We start from the raw sequence: 18,700 nt of genomic DNA, 5'->3' as shown, positions 1-18,700 counted from the left end.
TTCTATTCATATGGAGCATTAACGAATACAAATAAAAAGGCGTAAGCTCAAATCGAGCTTACGCCTTTTTTATGGCTAACATGTATGGAGGTATAGGAGTTTAGCAGTTATAGCCACGCCATCTAGTTTCAACTACGAGGCGTTCAAGAGCAACCATGTACGCTGCTTGACGAGGAGGTACATTGTATTTATGTTGCATTTCCCAAACAGCTTCGAAACTATTTTGCATATTCTTAGTTAATCTTTCATTAACTTCTTCTTCAGTCCAGTAGAAGCTTGCTTTATTTTGTACCCATTCATAATAGGATACAACTACGCCGCCGCCGTTAGCAAGAACGTCAGGGATGATGTCGATGCCTTTTTCATAGAAGTATTTATCCGCATCATTAGTAGTAGGACCATTAGCGCCTTCCAAGATAATCTTAGCTTGGATATTTTCCATGTTGTCTTTGTTTAATTGGTTTTCAAGGGCTGCCATGTATAATACATCAACTGGTTGAGCCAATAACTCTTGAGGTCCAATTGTAGTCATGCCTGGTTCGCTGTAACCTTCGAGGGAACGACCATGGGAGTTAGCATATTCATATGCTTTTTCAACATCGAGACCGTTAGGATTGTAGATGTTAACGCTTACGTCGCCGATAGCCACAACTTTTGCACCTGCTTGTGCAATGAGACGAGCACCTACGGAACCTACGTTACCAAAGCCTTGAACTGCAACAGTAAGGTTTTTGATATCCAAGTTTTTCTTAGCAAGGTAGCTTTGCAATGCGATGAGGCAACCACGACCAGTCGCTTCATTACGGCCTAAGGAACCGCCAACTTCGATTGGTTTACCTGTAACGATACCTGGGCTCCATTCGCCTTTTAATGTGCTGTATTCGTCAGCAATCCAGCTCATGATTTGAGCATTCGTATTTACGTCTGGTGCAGGAACGTCTGTATTAACACCGATGATAGGTGCAATACGGCGTACGAAGTTACGAGTTAAGCGTTCTAATTCACGAGGGTTTAAAGTTTTTGGATCGACTTTGATGCCGCCTTTACCACCGCCATAAGGAATGTTAGCGATAGCGTTTTTAATGGTCATCCAAGCCGCAAGTGCACGCACTTCGTTTTCATCGGAATCTGGATGGAAACGAAGACCGCCCTTAGCGCTACCACGCAATGTGGAATGTTGGCAACGATAGCCTTCGTATACTCGAACTTCACCATTATCTAATTGAAGAGGAACCGCTACTTTTAGTTCCCGTTCTGGGTGACGTAACACTTCGTATTCACTACGAGTATAGCCGAGCTTTTCAGCTGCTACGTCTAATGTGTTTAACATGTTTTCATATGGGTTATAACCGCTCATAATTACCTCCTGGATAATAGAGTAAATTAATAGTTTAATTAGTGCTAATTTTATCGCATACTTAAGTATTCGACATTGTAAACAGAATACCCTTTATATTTTCATAAATATATTCTATAGTTTTTGACCTTTGAATATTGTAAAAATATAGATAATTACTGTGATCTTTATCACGGTACAATCTGCTAGTGAACAATATTTTTATCTATGAAAATGGATACTTTTACAAAAAAATAAAGATCTATATTCTGAAAAATATAGACCTTTATATATGTACTAATAAACTATTTTGAAGATTATACGAAAAAGACTGGTGAAAGATACTTTCACCAGCCTCATACGTCGATATATTTTATTTTTCCACAGTATCTTCAATCGGAGTAGGAGGTACGGAGGAGTCTGTAGTTTGACCATCACCCCACCATACGATGCCGTACGTGTGGTTTAGAATAGAACGGTTAAATACTGGCGTTTCAATACCTGCTTTACGTTGTTTGATATAGTCATCAAGCGCAAGACCTGCTGTGCGCCCCATGCGTACGATGGAACTTACGTTAGTTAATACTAAGAAAGCCATGAATAAATCGGCTAGGTTCCATACGAGATCTAGAGAGGCAATAGAGCCAACAAATGTCATAAGAATTACGCCAATACGGAACAAATGTAGGTAGAATCGTTTGTTTGTTAAGTGGCTGATATTGATTTCACCGTAGTAATAGTTACCAATTAAGGAACTAAAGGAGAACATAACGATGAAAATGGCTACGGCTGTAGGCGCCCAAGACCCAAGCTGTTGAGCTAGATTATGTTGTACAAGAGCAATACCTGTTAGACCTGTAGTGCTGTAATCACCCACGATGAGTACGATGAAAGCAGAAGCTGTACAAATGATGAATGTATCAAGGAATACGCCGAATGCTTGTACAAGACCTTGTTCTACAGGGTGGTTAACAGCTGCCGTAGCGGCTGCGTTTGGAACAGAACCTTCACCGGCTTCGTTAGAGAAGAGCCCCCGTTTGATACCATTCATAACAGTAGCACCTAATAAGCCACCACCTGCTGCAACAGGCTCGAATGCGGAGGAGAAAATAGTATAGATTACATGTGGGAATTGGGTGATATTCATAATTACCACAAATAACGCAGTAGCAATGTATAGAATCGCCATGATAGGAACAATGATTTCAGATGCTTTTGCAACGCGGTTGATACCACCGAATATGATAATACCAAGAAGGACTGCTACTACAGCGCCTGTATAGGACACATCAAGGTTAAATACCTGGAGAGATGCAGCCAAAGTATTGGCTTGTACAGAATTATAAATCCAACCATAGGTAATACTGATTAAAATAGCAAATAGAACAGATAATGCCTTGTTGTTTAGACCATACCAAATATAGTAAGCTGGTCCGCCATAGAAACCGCCCTTAGCAACAGGTTCTTTGTAGATTTGTGCTAATGTAGATTCGATGAAGCCAGTGGCAGCACCGATGAGTGCGATAACCCACATCCAGAAAATAGCACCAGGGCCACCAAGTACAACGGCAATAGCTATACCTGCGATGTTACCAACACCTACACGAGATGCGGTACTAACACAGAATGCTTGAAATGAGGATACATGGTTCTTTTCTGTAGAGCTACCTGCGCCGTTAATTACGAGGCGAATCATTTCTTTAATCATGCGAATTTGTACAAAATTCGTTGTCATCGTAAAGAAGAGACCTGCGCCGATGAGAATAAAAATGATGAAATAACTCCATAAATAACCGTTTATGGTGGATATAGCATCATTGAGCATTGCTTCCATAAAAACTCCCTTTCTTATAAAAAATCCATATTTCATACTAATCAATGATATTGTATCAATTTCTATAGACTATGTAAAACAAAAATCCTTCACAAATAGGAAGGATTTTTGCTTTATATAGTATTTTTGTAGGATGTTGTTTATGCCTTAGTAAATTCTTGTGACTCTTCCATTCCTTGCAACAAGGTTTGTTCAGAATGTTCCATGTGAATTCGAGCTAGTTTGCGAGCTTGCGCAGCATTGTGAGAGGCAATGGCTTCCACTAATTGACGATGCTCCTCCCAAGTTTTTCTAAGACGACCTGGTTGGTTCATGGAGAAACTGCGGAAACGGTAGGTTTGTTCTCGTAAATTGTGAACAATATCAGCCAATCTTTCGTTACGAGAAGCGCGGTAGAGGACTTCGTGGAACTCTACATCCGCAGCGACGACGGATTCCATATTTTTGTTTTCCATATGATCGCCAATTTCTACGAGCATTCTTTCCAGCGTTTCGATTTCCTCTTCTGTAATGCGTTCTGCTGCAAGGCCTGCTGCAAGTTCTTCAAGGGCAGAGCGAATTTCAAATACTTGAGTGATATCCTTTAAAGATATGTTGGCAACGTAGGTACCGCGACGAGGAACCATAACGACAAAGCCTTCTAGTTCTAGTTTACGTATGGCTTCACGAATGGGGGTACGACTTACACCTAACTCTTCGGCAAGGGGAATTTCCATGAGGCGCTCCCCAGGTTTTAACACCCCATCTTGGATGGCTTGACGCAATGTTTCACTTACCACTTCTCTTAGTGGTTTATACGCATCGAGTCGTATAGGTTGTAACCGTTTTGTCATACTAAGTCCTCCTGTGTACATGTTTTAGTAATGAGTGACAGCCAATCATGACCAGCTGCTTTAATCTCTTCTTGTAATTGTAAGGCTTCCATAGGTTTGTTAAGTAATACTACCATCGTAGGACCGCTTCCTGTCATGATGGTTGGGTAACCACGGTTGGTGAAAAACTCCTTACATATTCCTAGTTCTTCGTGATCTGGGAATAATAATTCTTCGAAAGTATTAGCGCTACTAGTGAAAGCAGATTGTAAATCATTATTCTGAAGATGATTCAGAACGGTATCGATTGTTTTTGCGGTGGCATTAGATTTACCGTTGAAGCGACCATAAGCAACCGCTGTAGAAATAGATACCTTTGGCTTTACTAGTAATAGCCAATGTGCTTCTGGCGATTGGCTATAGGTTAACACTTCGCCACGACCAGTTCCGCGAGCTGTACCACCTTGTAGTAGGAACGGCACATCAGATCCTAGTGAGGCACCAATATTTAAAAGTTCCTCTTGTGTGAGCCGTAAGTCCCAAAAGCGGTTGAGACCTAATAACATGGCTGCTGCGTCTGCACTACCGCCACCAAGACCCGCTTGAATAGGAACGCGTTTTAATAGGTGGATGGCGGCACCGGCTTTACAACCCGTATAGGCCTGTATGGCGCGTAACGCTTTGAGCGCGAGATTATCTTCTCCATAGCTTACGAGTTTTTGCATGTAGTCAGGCAATTCGGGAGCGCCACCAGAAAATACTACGGAATGATGCTTAGCGAAATAAATAGAATCACTAAGGCGAATCGATTGAAATATAGAATCGATGTCGTGGTATCCATCGTCACGCTTGCCTGTAATAGCAAGCCCAATATTAATTTTGCTGCAACCGAGTTGCTCAAAACTTTTACTCATAATAGCCTCGTTTGTAATGTACAAAATATATGCAGTTTATATGTTTATTTTATACTGTTATAAAGTGATTGAAAATAACCATTAAGTGGTTTATGATGATTTTGTATATACCTGTTGTTTGATTATTAAAAGCATTGTAAACAGCGTATGTTTTAATTAGTTCATTATAGAATATTTATAGTGAAATGGCAATTTGGAGGGAGCTATGTTCGCCAAGTATAAAGATGTTGTCTATCAATGTGTCATAGTTGCTATTGGTTGTGCAATTTTTGGTGCTGGTTTAGATGCCTTTGTACTACCTCACAAACTGGTTAGTACTGGTATTAGTGGGGTAGGGTTGATTTTGTATTATCTAACGGGATTATCCGTTGGTTCTTGGAACGTTATTTTGAACGTCCCTATATTTTGGGCTGCTTGGAAGTGGCTTGGTAAACGTGTAGTGCTTAATACCTTGTATGGTACGCTCATGTTATCGTGGATGATTGATCTGTTTAGTTTCTTGCAATATGACATGATTATTAAGGATCCACTACTCAGTTCTATGATGGCAGGTATCACAACTGGACTAGGGCTTGGTATCGTCTACCGTGTAGGTGGTAATACAGGAGGCCTTGATCCAATTGCACTTATCGTTCGTAAATATTATGGCCTTCAAATGGGGTCCATTAATAGCGCTATCAACTGTGCCATCCTCTTAGTTGCTGTCGGCGTTGTTGGACTTGAAGCGGTAGCTGTAACTCTTATCAGTGTGTATGTGTATACTATTATTACAAATAAGGTGGTAATCGGCTTTAATCAACGTAAAGTTGCTTTTATCATTACCTATCGCACCGATGAAGTATGTGAGTGTATTATCAATAAGGTTGGTCGTGGTGCCACTATTATTAATGGTATTGGTGCCTATACACGGACGCCTAAGCAAATTGTGATGGTTGCAGTCAACTTGCTGCAGGTAAATAAATTGAAAGAGGTTATTCAAGAAGCGGACCCAAATGTGTTTATCTTGATTACTGATGCCCAAGAGGTTATCGGGCAAGGTTTTACTCAACCTATTGTTCCTGCGGAAATATCTAAACAGCTGAAATCAAAAGATAGAACTACCGAAGCGAACAATAATGTTGTAATAGATATAGATGAAAATAGTTGTAATAAATCAAAATAAAGAATTATGATAAAATCTCTGGCTGTTGTCATCTTATATTAATTATGTGTAAATATAATATTTTATGAATGATACATACATTTTGGAAATAATTTAATGTAATTGATCGAATATCAAGGTTGTAAAATGAGAGGGCTTGCCCTCAAGATAAGATTAGAGGTTTCTATGACTCACAAATTAGCAGGTACGCCTGTACAAGAACAAGATATTATCGATGTGCAAACCCTTGTGGATGCATATTTTGATAATGCTCCGGATATTACAGATCCGACACAACTCGTATCCTTTGGCACATCTGGCCATCGCGGTACATCTTTAAATAGTACGTTTACAGATTTACATGTGGCCGCTATTACACAGGCTATTTGTGATGGCCGTGGTCAATTCGGCGCTACAGGTCCGATTTTCGTCGGTCAAGATACACATGCTTTATCTCAGCCAGCCCTTGTGACGGTTCTAGAGGTCCTTGCTGGCAATGGTGTAACTGCAATGGTTGATTCCGATATGGATTTCGTGCCGACACCATCTATATCTCGTGCTATTATTCGTTATAATGAAAGCCACGATGATAAGGCTGATGGTATCGTGATTACGCCGTCTCATAATCCTCCAGATAATGGTGGCATTAAGTATAACGCTACCAATGGTGGTCCAGCGGATACGTTGATTACTAAATGGATTGAAACACGTGCCAATGAATATGTTCACGCATATTGTGAATTAGAAGGATTTAAACGTATTAGTATCGACAATATTGAACCCGACCAACAGGTTCCATATGACTATAAAGGTCTATATGTAGAAGAACTATCTTCTATCATTAATATGGAGGCAATCCAAAGTGCAAAACCTAAGGTCCTCGTTAATGCTCTCGGTGGTAGTGGGCTAGGTTATTGGCGTGCTATTAAAGAGCGGTATAATCTAAACCTAGATATTATTAATGATGAGTATGATCCGACCTTTAGCTTTATGACCTATGACCATGATGGTAAGGTACGTATGGATTGTTCATCTGAATATGCCATGGCTGACGTAATTAAACAAATTGGTAATTATGATCTCGCTGTTGGGAATGACCCTGATTATGACCGCTATGGTATCGTTAGTCCGTATGGGCTAGCTTCTCCAAACGCATTCCTTGTGACTGCGGCGGATTATTTGTTTACGACTCGTGGTTGGACAAATAAAGGGGTCGGTAAAACCGTTGTTTGTACCACTATGATTGATAAATGGGCTGCTAGTAAAGAGGTTCCTGTTTATGAGGTTCCAGTAGGTTTTAAATATTTTAGTTCCCTATTATTCGATGGTGAGATTGGCATTGGCGGTGAAGAATCTGCTGGTGCATCGTTCCTTAAAAAAGACGGTACCGTATGGACTACTGATAAAGATGGCATGGTAATGGCTCTCCTTGCGATGGAAATGTATGCCGTTATGGGGGCTACTGTTGACCGTCTCTATAATAATCTTGTTGTAGGGTGTGGCGATCCTCGATTTGGTCGTATTGATGCACCTTGTACAAAGGCGGCCAAGGCTAAGTTGAAACAATTAAATGCAAGCTCCATTACGGCTACCGAAGTAGATGGTGATGCGATTACTAATGTTCGCACTACTTCTCTGTATAAAGATATGCCTATCGATGGCGTTCGTGTGGAAACGGAAACGGGCTGGTTTGTAGCACGTCCATCTGGTACTGAAGATTTATATAAAATTTATGGTGAAAGCTATAAAGGGGATAAAGGTCTTATCGCATTGTTAACTGCTGGTGAAGAGATTGTAACAAGTGCTTTGTCTGACGAAGTGTAACATGTTGTTTTCACTAGAAAACTCATAAAGATTTCACTCATGAAAAATAATAAATGTGTTATAATATATTAATATAGTTTATTGAATGCCCTATACTGGCTATATAGTTTGTAGTGCTTAGAGAAGGTGATGTTATGAAATTAGTTGTTACCGTTGTCGGCGTAGACCGCGTTGGTATCATTGCTGGAGTTAGTACTGTACTCGCTAACTACGGTGTAAATATTATGTCCATTAATCAGACCATCCTCGATGGCGTTTTCAATATGATTATGATGTGTGAAACCAAGTCTGAAGATATGAAAAATCTTACAGCTATCCAAGAGGCTTTGACGACTCAAGGTAAAGAACTAGGTGTTGAAATCCGTGCACAACATGCTGATATTTTCTTGAGCATGCACCGTGTAGGATAGGAGGCACTATGTTATCTATCGACAATATTTTAGAAACGAATCAGATGATTCACGATAACAAGCTTGATGTTCGTACTATTACGATGGGAATTAGCTTGCTTGAATGTGCATCTAGTTCTGGTAAAGAGCTATGTGACCGTATTTATGACCGTATTACAAAAGAGGCAGAACATCTTGTATCTACAGGGGAAGATATTGAGCGAGAATTCGGCATCCCTATTATCAATAAGCGTATTTCTGTAACACCCATTTCTTTAGTTGCAGGAGGTAGTGATTTAACATCTTATGTTCCTGTGGCGGAAGCTATGGATCGTGCTGCAAAAACTGTAGGTGTTAATTTTATTGGCGGCTTTTCTGCGCTTGTAACAAAGGGCGCCACTCGAGCTGACCGCATTTTGATTGACTCTATTCCTGAAGCGCTGGCAACTACGGATATCGTTTGTAGCTCTGTTGCTGTGGGCTCTACTAAAACTGGTATTAACATGGACGCAGTGCGAGACATGGGAATCATCGTTAAGAAAACTGCAGAGCTTACAAAGGATAATGATGCTCTTGGTTGTGCTAAGCTCGTAATATTCTGTAATCCTGTAGAGGATAATCCATTTATGGCGGGTGCTTTCTTCGGGGTAACAGAAGGGGATAGTGCTATTTCTGTAGGTGTATCTGGCCCGGGCGTTGTAAAACATGCGCTTGAATCCGTTCGAGGTCAATCCTTTGACGTTGTAGCAGAAACGGTTAAACGTACTGCTTTTAAAATCACGCGCGTAGGTCAATTGGTAGCCCAAGAGGCATCTCGCCGCCTAGGTAAACCATTTGGTATTATTGATTTATCTTTGGCGCCAACGCCAGCTGTAGGTGACTCTGTAGCTCATGTTCTTGAAGAAATGGGCTTGTCCTCTTGTGGTTGTCATGGCACTACAGCGGCACTAGCATTACTTAATGATGCGGTGAAAAAAGGTGGTCTTATGGCTTCCTCTCACGTAGGTGGTCTTAGTGGTGCATTCATTCCTGTCTCGGAAGATGCAGGCATGATTGATGCTGTATCCTGTGGTAGTTTGACACTTGATAAATTAGAGGCCATGACATGTGTTTGTTCTGTAGGGCTTGATATGATTGCTATTCCTGGAGACACTACTGCTGACACCATTTCTGCTATCATTGCAGATGAATCAGCAATTGGTATGATTAATAATAAGACAACTGCGGTTCGTGTAATTCCTGTACCTGGTAAGACTGTTGGAGAGGTTGTTGAATTTGGTGGATTATTAGGTTATGCTCCTATTATCGAAGTGAGTCCATATAGTGCAGCCGAGTTCATCGCCCGTGGTGGCAGAATTCCTGCTCCTATTCGTAGCTTAACGAACTAATCCGTTTTTACAACCTACTTGTTGGAGGTGTCTTATGAGTGAATATGTGCTCGATTATGTGTGGGCCTTTGCACTAGCGCTCATCATAACCTTTGCACTTACCCCATTGGTAAAACGCTTTGCCGTTGCTGTTGGGGCAATAGATAAGCCTGATGCTCGAAAGGTGCATCATGGTGCGATTCCACGACTTGGTGGATTAGCAATCTTTCTCGGTTATGTGGGATCGGTTCTTTTTAACGATTCCATTCCGCATGATCATAAATTGTTTGGGTTTGTCCTTGGTACAGTCATTTTGGTGCTAGTTGGTATTTGGGACGACATTAAACAAATTGAGCCAAAAACTAAGTTAATGGGCCAAATTATAGCAGCCGCTATTTTGGTGGCTTATGATATTCGAGTAGATTTCATTAACCTTCCTTGGGGTGGTGTAGTATATCTCAAGTATTGGGCTATTCCATTGACTATTTTCTGGATAGTTGGTTTTACAAATATTGTAAACCTCATCGATGGCCTTGATGGCTTGGCTGCAGGTATTTCCTTTATCGCATGTATCGCTGTTTGTGCAATGACATTGCAACTTGGTCAAACTGATCTTGCTTGTATCTCTCTTGCTTTAGCAGGTGCGACTGTAGGTTTCTTGCGGTATAACTTCAATCCTGCAAAAATATTCATGGGTGATACGGGATCCATGTTATTAGGCTATACATTAGCAGCTATTTCCGTTATGGGCGCTGTGAAGACGGCGGCTATGATTGCTCTAGTGGTACCTGCCATTGTGTTAGGCTTGCCTATTTTAGACACCTTATTTGCCATTGTGCGCCGTAAAATCAGTGGACGTCCCATCTTTAAACCCGATAAAGGTCATGTTCACCATCGCTTATTGGCACAAGGATTAACACAAAAGCAAGCTGTATTGTTGATGTATGCAGTAACAGCTCTTTTCGGCGGTGTATCTGTTATCGTTGCAGAGGTCAATGCTTGGGTCGGCGCGACTTTGGTATTAGTAATTTTCTTGTGTAGTATTTATATTGCACGACGTCTTGGCGTTATCATGCATAGTGATGCGGCAGGGCATCCGTTACCACGTCCTACAATTGAACGCAGCGACTCGGATGATACCATATCCTTTGATCGCGATGAATTGGCTAAAGCCTTGGAGAATACTGATGATTCTCATAAGGAATAACCATCTGTGGGGCGCTTGGCGCCCCATTTTTTCTATCCTACTACGTTGGAGGCAACTATGTTAAAAGTTATGACAATCTTTGGTACAAGACCTGAGGCTATCAAGATGGCTCCTCTTGTAAAAGCATTACAAGCAGCACCAGATATGGAACCTATCGTCACCGTTACGGCACAGCATCGAGATATGCTTGATCAAGTACTAAACTTGTTTAATATTACCCCAGACTATGATTTAAATATTATGAGCCAAGGTCAAACACTATATGATGTAACTAATCGTGCTTTGATGGGCCTTAAAGATGTATTAGAAGAAGCAAAACCTGATGTGGTACTCGTTCATGGTGACACTACAACTACCTTTGCTGGGGCATTGGCTTCTTTCTACCAAGAAATTCCTGTAGGTCACGTGGAAGCAGGGCTACGGACAGGTGATATTTACTCTCCATTCCCTGAAGAGATGAATCGAAAATTGACGGGTTCGATCGCGACGTATCACTTTGCGCCTACTTCTAGTTCTGAAAGCAATTTAAAAAAAGAAAATATTAATACAGAACATCTTTATGTAACAGGGAATACTGTTATCGATGCTCTTGATACGACGGTACAAGACAGCTATGTATTCGATGATGCAGCTATTAATGCTCTTGATCCTAAAAAACGTACGGTTCTTGTTACCACACATCGCCGAGAAAACTTAGGTGAACCTATGCGCCATGTATATCAAGCCATTCGAGATTTAATCAATGAATTTGAAGATATTCAAGTTGTTTTCCCTGTACATAAAAATCCTAAAGTTCGCCAAGTTGTACAAGAGGAACTTGGTTCTGTGGAGCGTGTTACATTAATTGACCCTCTTGACTATGAACCGTTTGCAAACTTGATGGCTAAATCTTACTTGATTTTGACTGATTCAGGTGGGATTCAAGAAGAAGCCCCAGCTCTTGGTAAGCCAGTTCTCGTATTACGTGATACGACAGAACGTCCTGAAGCGGTAGAAGCAGGCACTGTTCGCCTTGTAGGTACTGATAAGGATGCGGTACATAAAGCCGCTTATGAATTATTGAGCAATGCTGAAGCGTATAAGTTAATGTCTAATTCTGTTAACCCCTATGGTGACGGAAAAGCCTCTGAACGCATCATTCAAGCGTTGCGACATGAATTCTTAGGTGATGCGCATCGTCCTGAACGTTTTGGTAAATAATATGGATAAGGATCTTGTGAAAGCCCTCGCCATGGCAACTTCGGCGGGGGTCACACTGGTCTCCTGTATAGGTGGTTTTATTTGGCTAGGTCATAAATTAGATAGTTGGCTACAAACGGAGCCACTCTGTATGGTCATATTTGGCCTAATAGGAGCTATAACAGGATTTTATATGCTATATAAACAAGTTAAGTAGTGAGGTATGTATGAATCAATATATAAAATTCATAGTGCGCGTGCTGCTGACTTGTTTTTTTATTGCCTTTTTAGGGGTGATAATACAGGTTGCATGCGGATTACAACACTATGTATGGGGCTGGCTGTGGGGCATTTTTATAATGGTGCTCTACTTGCTTAGCCTTGCACTACATGGTCAAGCAATTATATTAGGTGATCCTTATAAGGCTGTTCGTAAGGCGCGTAGACAGATGGTGTGGCGTCTTATGCTTGTTGGATCTTTAGTCGTATTAGGTTTGAAGATTCCCCATGTAGAAGCAATTAGTATGTTTGTAGCGATTGCACTTATCCAGCCTGCACTTTATATAGTGTATTGGCGGCTTAGTGGACGGTTCTAATTTTTATTATTTTAATTAAGAATTTTATTGCATTTAAATTAATGTATTGATGTGGATTTTAATAAGACATGGAGTCGTATTCTAATAATGCATTGAATACATTCTATTTATGATTATTTGGAATTGTTTACCCTTTAAGTGTTGATTATATATCTATAACGATGTATGATGATACATATATATTATATTTATATTAATGTAAATATATTAGGTTTTTATTAGGTTTATGGAAGGGGTTGAGAACGTGGAATTACATGCGGGACACCATGAGGTCGTGCAGTGGTTGGGGTTAACATTTAATATTGATACCTTGATTGCTACATGGGTTACTATGGCTATTGTAATACTGGTAACAGTATTGGCCACCCGAGGACGTAAATTGGTGCCTGTAGGCTTGCAAAATATAGTGGAAGCTATATTAGAAGGCTTAGAGGGGCAGCTAGCTCCGAACTTGGGTCGTCATTGGCCGATGGTAAGTTCCTTGTTATTTACGTTTTTCTTATTTATTTTTGTAGGGAACGAACTGGGTTTAATGCCAACGTTTAAGGCTTTAACATCACCAACATCCGATATTAATACTACAATTGCATTAGCTCTATGTAGCACATTAGTGGTATGGGTTATGGGGATTAAAGTTAAAGGCTTATCCTATTTCAATCATTTTGTACAACCTTATAAGGCTTTGCTAATCCTTAATATTTTTGAGGAAATTGCAAAACCAGTTACACTTGCTTTCCGTCTATTCGGCAATATCGTAGCTGGTGAAATTTTGTTAGAAGTATTGTATAACTTGCCTTGGTTTGTACCTGTACCATGGGTTTGGATTGCTTTTAGTTTATTTATCGGTATTATTCAAGCCTTTATTTTCACAGTTCTTACTGCCTCCTACTTGGGGATGGCTCTTAGTGAGGAACATTAATTATTTTATATGGAGGATATATTATGGAAGCTCAAGGTTTATTCGCATTAGCAGCAGCAATCGCAGTAGGTTGTGGTGCCATTGGTGCAGGTATCGGTGATGGTCTTGTATCTAGCAAAGTAATCGAAGGTATTACACGCCAACCAGAATTACGTGGTCAATTGATGTCTACAATGTTCGTAGCGATTGGTTTGATCGAAGCGATGCCTATCATCGGTGTAGTAGTAGCATTTATTTTGTTATTCAGATAATAACGAGGAGGAATAACCTTGGTTGACTTAAGCCTTGGAACGATTCTTGCTCAAATGTTGAACTTTTTTATATTAGTTTGGCTATTGGCTCGTTTTGCATATAAACCATTATTGGCTATGATGACAGAACGTAAAGAACGAATTGCTAAAGACTTAGAAGCTGCAGAAAAAGCTCGTGCAGAAGCAGAGGAATTTAAAGCTGATTATGCAGCTCAAATTTCTAATGCTCGTGTAGAGGCACAAAAAATTGTTGAAAAAGCAATTCAAGAAGCAGAAAATACAACACGTGAACAATTAGCAACAGCTCGCGAGCAAATTGAACAAGAAAAAAATCGTGCTCGTCAAGATATTGCCATTGAACGTGATCGTGCTATGAACAGCTTGCGCAATGAAGTTGTTTCCTTATCTGTAGCTATGGCTGGTAAAGTTGTTGCTAAAGATATGAACAGCGAAACTAATACGAAATTGATCGAAGACGCTATTCGTCAACTTGATAGTAAAACGATAGGGTTGTGATACGATGAGCATAGAAATTGTAGCAGATAAATACAGTTCAGCTATGTTTGAATTAGCTCAAGAACAAAATAAGTTGGATCTCATGGAGGAGCAATTAGGCTATGTAGCATCTGTAATGGATGAGCAACCTGAATTAAGCTCATTCCTTGAAAATCCAACTGTTACAGAAGATGCAAAGATTAAGCTGATTGGTAAAATTTTTGAATCTAGTCTCGATAAGGTTGCTTTGCATTTTATTTATGTGATGATTAAACGTGGTCGTGATCGCTATATAAAGCAGACTATTGCGGCATTTATTAAGAAATCACGCGAAGCTCGTGGTATTCTAGAAGCTACTGTCACTGTAGCAGAACCAATCACAGCTGATATAGAAGCATCTGTACAAGCTAAATTACGAGAGGTAACGGGCAAAGATGTTATTCTATCCGTGCGTCAAGATCCTTCCATTATGGGTGGTATTATCATTCAAGTAGGGGATAAACGCATTGATGGCTCTGTATCTCGTCGCTTGCAAGAATTAGAAAAATCTTTATTAAGAACGAACTCTATTAGATAGGGGTGAATGGGTATATATGAAAATGAAGCCTGAAGAAATCACTGCTATAATTAAACAGCAGATTCAGGACTATGATGTTGACCTCAATGTCGATGACGTGGGTACTGTTCTCGACGTAGGGGATGGCATCGCCCATATTTATGGTCTTGAAAGAGCCATGGCCGGTGAGTTGTTAGAGTTACCACACGGCGTATATGGCTTGGTTTTGAACTTAGAATTAGATAATGTTGGTGCCGTACTATTGGGTGATGACTTCTTGATTAAAGAAGGTGACCAAGTACGCCGTACTGGCAAAATTATGGACGTACCAGTAGGTGATGCACTTATTGGTCGTGTAGTAAATCCGTTGGGTCAGCCTATCGATGGTAAGGGTGCTATTCAAGCGACAGAACGTCGTCCTGTAGAACATCCAGCTCCTGGTATTGCGGATCGTCAATCCGTAAATGAACCTTTGCAAACTGGTTTGAAAGCCATTGATGCAATGGTACCAATTGGCCGTGGCCAACGTGAGCTCATCATTGGTGACCGTGGTACTGGTAAAACTGCAATCGCTCTTGATACAATCATCAACCAAAAAGGTAAAGATGTTATTTGTATCTATGTAGCTATTGGTCAAAAAGAATCTACCGTAGCTCGTGTAGTACAAAAATTAGAAGAAACAGGTGCGTTGGATTATACAATCGTCGTTTCTGCTAGTGCTTCTACAGGTGCTCCATTACAATACATTGCTCCGTATGCAGGGGTTGCTATGGGTGAATACTTCATGTACAAAGGCAAACATGTACTTTGCGTATATGATGACTTAACTAAGCAAGCAGCTGCTTACCGTGCTATGTCTCTATTATTACGCCGTCCACCAGGGCGTGAAGCGTATCCAGGCGACGTATTCTACTTACACAGCCGCCTATTAGAACGTGCTGCTAAACTTTCACCAGAACTTGGCGGTGGTTCTATTACAGCGTTGCCAATCATTGAAACACAAGCGGGTGACGTATCTGCATACATCCCAACAAACGTAATCTCCATCACTGATGGTCAAATTTTCTTGGGGACAGATATGTTCTACTCTGGTATCCGTCCAGCTGTTGACGTAGGTTTGTCCGTATCCCGTGTAGGTGGTAGTGCACAAACTAAAGCGATGAAACAAGTAGCAGGCCAATTGCGTTTGGACCTTGCACAATATCGTGAATTGGCAGCCTTCGCACAGTTCGGTTCTGATCTTGATGCGGCTACTAAAGCACAATTAGACCGCGGTGAACGTTTGACTGAAATGTTAAAACAAGGTCAATATGAACCTATGAGCGTAGCAGAAATGGTTATCAATCTTTACGCTGGTACAAAAGGATACTTAGCTAATATTCAAGTAGCTGATGTATTATCATTTGAATCTGAACTTTTACGTTTTGTGAAAGCTAACTATCCTGAAATTATCACGAATATTGAAACGTCTAAGAAAATTGATGAAGATACTGAAAATCTATTGAAGCAAGCAATCCCAGAATGTGTAGAAGCATTTGGTTCTACGCATACATTAGTGTCTCATAAGGAGGCGTAATGTATGGCTAGTGCACAAGATTTGCGAAAACGCATAAAAAGTGTTACCAATACGCAACAAATTACAAAAGCGATGAAGATGGTTGCTTCAGCTCGTCTTCGTAGGGCACAAACAAAAGCGGAATCTACACGTCCTTACGCAGAAAAAATTGGGCAAATCTTGCGTCATATGTCTAATAGTGATTTAGAAGGCTTTAGCAGTCCTTTACTAGAGGTACGTCCTATAAAACGCACATGCTATGTTGTAATAGGTGCTGATAAGGGCCTTGCAGGGGCATTCTCGTCTAATGTATTGAAATTTGCTATGGAGCAATTGCATGGCAAATCTTCCGATACATATCGTGTTATCACGGCTGGTAAAAAGCCAAGAGACAGCATGAAATCCAGAGGAATTCATATTGATAAGTCCTATGCGGGCTTCTCTGATAAACCTTCCTATGAACATGCGCGTGCCATTATGCATGAAGCACTTTCACTATACGAAAGTCATGAAGTTGACGAAGTCATCATGATATATACACGTTTTGTAAATTCTATGACGCAAATTGCACAGGCTGAACGCTTGTTGCCAATAGAGCAACCACAAGATGAGGTAAAAGGGCAGGAGTATGATTTCATGCCATCTGCTGTATCTGTCTTGGAGGCGTTGCTACCAAAATATTTAGAAATTACTGTTTATAATGGATTGTTGCAATCTGCAGCAAGTGAATTGGGTGCTCGTATGACAGCCATGACATCTGCTACAGACAATGCAGGGGAACTCATTGATTCCTTAGGTCTTGAATATAACAAGTTACGTCAATCTAGCATTACAAACGAAATTTCTGAAATCGTTGGTGGCGCTAATGCCTTGCAATAAATAAGGAGACATCTGTCGATGAGTAATAATATTGGTAAAGTTGTGCAGGTCATCGGCCCAGTTGTAGACGTGCGCTTTGATGCTGGTCATTTGCCAAGCATCTACAACGCCATCAACATCTACCATGATCATAAGGCACATGATAGACAAAAAATTGTAGTAGAGGTTATGCAACACTTAGGTGATGATACTGTACGTTGCGTTGCAATGAGCTCTACTGACGGTATGACCCGTAATATGGATGCTGAAGATACTGGTGCTGCAATTGCCGTTCCTGTAGGTGAAGGTGTATTGGGGCGTATCTTTAACGTATTGGGTGAAACTGTAGACCATGATCCAGCTCCAGTTGTAGCTGACGAAAAATGGCCTATTCATCGTCCAGCACCTAAATTTGATGACCTTTCTCCAGATACACAAATCTTGGAAACAGGTATTAAGGTTGTTGACCTTATCGCTCCATACGTAAAAGGTGGTAAAATTGGCCTCTTCGGTGGTGCCGGCGTAGGTAAAACCGTATTAATCATGGAATTGATTCACAATGTTGCTACAGAGCACGGTGGTTACTCCGTATTCTCCGGCGTAGGCGAACGTACTCGTGAAGGTAACGACTTGTGGAATGAAATGAAAGAATCCGGCGTTATCAATAAAACGGCCCTCGTATATGGCCAAATGAATGAGCCACCTGGGGCTCGTATGCGCGTAGGTCTTACAGGCCTTACAATGGCTGAGTATTTCCGTGATGTGAAGAAACAAGACGTGCTCTTGTTTATCGATAATATCTTCCGCTTTATCCAAGCGGGTTCCGAAGTATCTGCCCTCTTAGGTCGTATGCCATCTGCCGTAGGTTACCAACCTACATTGGCTAATGACGTAGGTGCATTACAAGAACGTATTACATCTACAAAAGAAGGTTCCATTACTTCCGTACAAGCTGTATATGTACCAGCCGATGACTTGACTGACCCTGCTCCAGCAGCAACATTTGCTCACTTGGATGCAACAACAGTATTGTCTCGTTCCATTGCGGAACTTGGTATTTATCCAGCTGTAGATCCACTCGATTCTACTAGTCGTATTTTGGACCCACATGTACTTGGCGAAGAACATTATACGGTAGCTCGTGGCGTACAAGAAGTATTGCAAAAATACCGCGATCTTCAAGATATTATCGCAATCCTTGGTATGGAAGAATTGTCTGACGAAGATAAATTGACTGTATCACGTGCTCGTAAGATTCAACGTTTCTTGAGTCAACCATTCTTCGTAGCCGAAGTGTTTACAGGTTCTCCTGGTAAATACGTACCATTGTCCGAAACATTGAGAGGCTTTAGAGAAATCCTTGATGGTAAACATGACGATTTACCGGAAGGTGCATTCTACATGGTTGGTACCATTGATGAAGCCGTTCAAAAAGCAAAGGAAATGCAAGAGAAGGGGGAATAATCC

General features: G+C 40.8%; 19 protein-coding genes. 15 read left to right on the top strand and 4 right to left on the bottom strand.

What is annotated here, in order from left to right:
• Window positions 1-100 precede the first annotated feature (100 nt).
• The 4 genes from ACGHIY_RS08140 to ispE all read right to left on the bottom strand — a co-directional run bounded on the left by ACGHIY_RS08140 (window position 101) and on the right by ispE (window position 4,896).
• Window positions 101-1,357: a Glu/Leu/Phe/Val dehydrogenase gene (locus ACGHIY_RS08140; RefSeq protein ID WP_004695052.1), complete on the bottom strand. Its 1,257-nt coding sequence runs from the start codon at window positions 1,355-1,357 to the stop codon at window positions 101-103.
• Between the two features lie 352 nt (window positions 1,358-1,709).
• A complete protein-coding gene (locus tag ACGHIY_RS08135) occupies window positions 1,710-3,170 on the bottom strand; it encodes an alanine/glycine:cation symporter family protein (protein WP_390525461.1) in 1,461 nt (486 codons plus the stop codon).
• Window positions 3,171-3,310: 140 nt separating this feature from the next.
• Window positions 3,311-4,003 carry a GntR family transcriptional regulator gene (locus ACGHIY_RS08130; protein ID WP_004697535.1) on the bottom strand — a complete coding sequence of 231 codons (693 nt, stop codon included), beginning with the start codon at window positions 4,001-4,003 and terminating at the stop codon, window positions 3,311-3,313.
• A complete protein-coding gene (gene ispE / locus ACGHIY_RS08125; RefSeq protein ID WP_004697538.1) occupies window positions 4,000-4,896 on the bottom strand; it encodes a 4-(cytidine 5'-diphospho)-2-C-methyl-D-erythritol kinase in 897 nt (298 codons plus the stop codon). The genes ACGHIY_RS08130 and ispE overlap by 4 nt, the downstream gene beginning before the upstream one ends.
• A gap of 205 nt (window positions 4,897-5,101) precedes the next feature.
• Here ispE and ACGHIY_RS08120 point away from each other — a divergent pair, with 205 nt between their 5' ends.
• From ACGHIY_RS08120 to atpD, 15 genes are all read left to right on the top strand, one after another.
• Window positions 5,102-6,058, top strand: a complete 957-nt coding sequence (locus ACGHIY_RS08120) for a YitT family protein (RefSeq protein ID WP_004697517.1) — start codon at window positions 5,102-5,104, stop codon at window positions 6,056-6,058.
• Between the two features lie 165 nt (window positions 6,059-6,223).
• Window positions 6,224-7,861, top strand: coding sequence for a phosphoglucomutase (locus ACGHIY_RS08115; RefSeq protein ID WP_004695057.1), 1,638 nt, complete (start codon window positions 6,224-6,226; stop codon window positions 7,859-7,861).
• A gap of 134 nt (window positions 7,862-7,995) precedes the next feature.
• Window positions 7,996-8,271 (top strand): ACT domain-containing protein, encoded by a 276-nt coding sequence (locus tag ACGHIY_RS08110; protein WP_004695058.1) that lies wholly within the window; start codon window positions 7,996-7,998, stop codon window positions 8,269-8,271.
• 8 nt (window positions 8,272-8,279) lie between these two features.
• Window positions 8,280-9,638 (top strand): PFL family protein, encoded by a 1,359-nt coding sequence (locus ACGHIY_RS08105; RefSeq protein WP_004697539.1) that lies wholly within the window; start codon window positions 8,280-8,282, stop codon window positions 9,636-9,638.
• A gap of 34 nt (window positions 9,639-9,672) precedes the next feature.
• Window positions 9,673-10,824, top strand: a complete 1,152-nt coding sequence (locus ACGHIY_RS08100; RefSeq protein ID WP_004697504.1) for a glycosyltransferase family 4 protein — start codon at window positions 9,673-9,675, stop codon at window positions 10,822-10,824.
• Window positions 10,825-10,881: 57 nt separating this feature from the next.
• Window positions 10,882-12,024, top strand: coding sequence for a non-hydrolyzing UDP-N-acetylglucosamine 2-epimerase (wecB, locus tag ACGHIY_RS08095; protein WP_227037341.1), 1,143 nt, complete (start codon window positions 10,882-10,884; stop codon window positions 12,022-12,024).
• 1 nt (window position 12,025) lies between these two features.
• A complete protein-coding gene (locus ACGHIY_RS08090) occupies window positions 12,026-12,220 on the top strand; it encodes an AtpZ/AtpI family protein (protein ID WP_367268436.1) in 195 nt (64 codons plus the stop codon).
• 142 nt (window positions 12,221-12,362) lie between these two features.
• A complete protein-coding gene (locus ACGHIY_RS08085) occupies window positions 12,363-12,599 on the top strand; it encodes a hypothetical protein (RefSeq protein ID WP_287540994.1) in 237 nt (78 codons plus the stop codon).
• A 226-nt stretch (window positions 12,600-12,825) separates the two neighbouring features.
• Window positions 12,826-13,518, top strand: coding sequence for a F0F1 ATP synthase subunit A (gene atpB, locus ACGHIY_RS08080; protein WP_390525460.1), 693 nt, complete (start codon window positions 12,826-12,828; stop codon window positions 13,516-13,518).
• A 23-nt stretch (window positions 13,519-13,541) separates the two neighbouring features.
• Window positions 13,542-13,769, top strand: a complete 228-nt coding sequence (gene atpE / locus ACGHIY_RS08075) for a F0F1 ATP synthase subunit C (protein ID WP_004695064.1) — start codon at window positions 13,542-13,544, stop codon at window positions 13,767-13,769.
• A gap of 18 nt (window positions 13,770-13,787) precedes the next feature.
• Window positions 13,788-14,285, top strand: coding sequence for a F0F1 ATP synthase subunit B (atpF, locus tag ACGHIY_RS08070; RefSeq protein WP_105089726.1), 498 nt, complete (start codon window positions 13,788-13,790; stop codon window positions 14,283-14,285).
• A 4-nt stretch (window positions 14,286-14,289) separates the two neighbouring features.
• The gene (gene atpH, locus ACGHIY_RS08065) at window positions 14,290-14,841 is read left to right on the top strand and encodes an ATP synthase F1 subunit delta (RefSeq protein ID WP_105089725.1); all 552 of its coding nucleotides are present in this window, start codon (window positions 14,290-14,292) and stop codon (window positions 14,839-14,841) included.
• A 16-nt stretch (window positions 14,842-14,857) separates the two neighbouring features.
• On the top strand, window positions 14,858-16,396 hold the full coding sequence (atpA, locus tag ACGHIY_RS08060) for a F0F1 ATP synthase subunit alpha (protein ID WP_005385431.1): 1,539 nt from the start codon (window positions 14,858-14,860) through the stop codon (window positions 16,394-16,396).
• A 3-nt stretch (window positions 16,397-16,399) separates the two neighbouring features.
• Window positions 16,400-17,254, top strand: a complete 855-nt coding sequence (gene atpG, locus ACGHIY_RS08055) for an ATP synthase F1 subunit gamma (protein WP_295869072.1) — start codon at window positions 16,400-16,402, stop codon at window positions 17,252-17,254.
• 18 nt (window positions 17,255-17,272) lie between these two features.
• Entirely contained in the window at window positions 17,273-18,697 is a 1,425-nt protein-coding gene (gene atpD, locus ACGHIY_RS08050) for a F0F1 ATP synthase subunit beta (protein WP_005385435.1), read from the top strand.
• The last annotated feature ends 3 nt before the right edge of the window (window positions 18,698-18,700 follow it).

Source organism: Veillonella parvula (assembly GCF_042850485.1).
Lineage (GTDB): Bacteria > Bacillota > Negativicutes > Veillonellales > Veillonellaceae > Veillonella > Veillonella parvula_Q.
The sequence above is the reverse complement of the archived record's forward strand: the minus strand, read 5'-3'. Positions and strand labels throughout refer to the sequence as shown.

Excerpts from the sequence above, each read along its gene's own strand:
- atpE (WP_004695064.1), top strand. The coding sequence starts at position 13,542 with ATGGAAGCTCAAGGTTTATTCGCATTAGCAGCAGCAATCGCAGTAGGT.
- ACGHIY_RS08105 (WP_004697539.1), top strand. The coding sequence starts at position 8,280 with ATGTTATCTATCGACAATATTTTAGAAACGAATCAGATGATTCACGAT.
- atpD (WP_005385435.1), top strand. The coding sequence starts at position 17,273 with ATGAGTAATAATATTGGTAAAGTTGTGCAGGTCATCGGCCCAGTTGTA.
- ACGHIY_RS08115 (WP_004695057.1), top strand. The coding sequence starts at position 6,224 with ATGACTCACAAATTAGCAGGTACGCCTGTACAAGAACAAGATATTATC.
- ACGHIY_RS08120 (WP_004697517.1), top strand. The coding sequence starts at position 5,102 with ATGTTCGCCAAGTATAAAGATGTTGTCTATCAATGTGTCATAGTTGCT.
- ACGHIY_RS08135 (WP_390525461.1), bottom strand. The coding sequence starts at position 3,170 with ATGGAAGCAATGCTCAATGATGCTATATCCACCATAAACGGTTATTTA.
- wecB (WP_227037341.1), top strand. The coding sequence starts at position 10,882 with ATGTTAAAAGTTATGACAATCTTTGGTACAAGACCTGAGGCTATCAAG.
- atpG (WP_295869072.1), top strand. The coding sequence starts at position 16,400 with ATGGCTAGTGCACAAGATTTGCGAAAACGCATAAAAAGTGTTACCAAT.
- ACGHIY_RS08100 (WP_004697504.1), top strand. The coding sequence starts at position 9,673 with ATGAGTGAATATGTGCTCGATTATGTGTGGGCCTTTGCACTAGCGCTC.
- ACGHIY_RS08140 (WP_004695052.1), bottom strand. The coding sequence starts at position 1,357 with ATGAGCGGTTATAACCCATATGAAAACATGTTAAACACATTAGACGTA.
- ispE (WP_004697538.1), bottom strand. The coding sequence starts at position 4,896 with ATGAGTAAAAGTTTTGAGCAACTCGGTTGCAGCAAAATTAATATTGGG.
- ACGHIY_RS08085 (WP_287540994.1), top strand. The coding sequence starts at position 12,363 with ATGGTGCTCTACTTGCTTAGCCTTGCACTACATGGTCAAGCAATTATA.
- atpA (WP_005385431.1), top strand. The coding sequence starts at position 14,858 with ATGAAAATGAAGCCTGAAGAAATCACTGCTATAATTAAACAGCAGATT.
- ACGHIY_RS08130 (WP_004697535.1), bottom strand. The coding sequence starts at position 4,003 with ATGACAAAACGGTTACAACCTATACGACTCGATGCGTATAAACCACTA.
- ACGHIY_RS08110 (WP_004695058.1), top strand. The coding sequence starts at position 7,996 with ATGAAATTAGTTGTTACCGTTGTCGGCGTAGACCGCGTTGGTATCATT.
- atpB (WP_390525460.1), top strand. The coding sequence starts at position 12,826 with ATGGAAGGGGTTGAGAACGTGGAATTACATGCGGGACACCATGAGGTC.
- ACGHIY_RS08090 (WP_367268436.1), top strand. The coding sequence starts at position 12,026 with ATGGATAAGGATCTTGTGAAAGCCCTCGCCATGGCAACTTCGGCGGGG.
- atpH (WP_105089725.1), top strand. The coding sequence starts at position 14,290 with ATGAGCATAGAAATTGTAGCAGATAAATACAGTTCAGCTATGTTTGAA.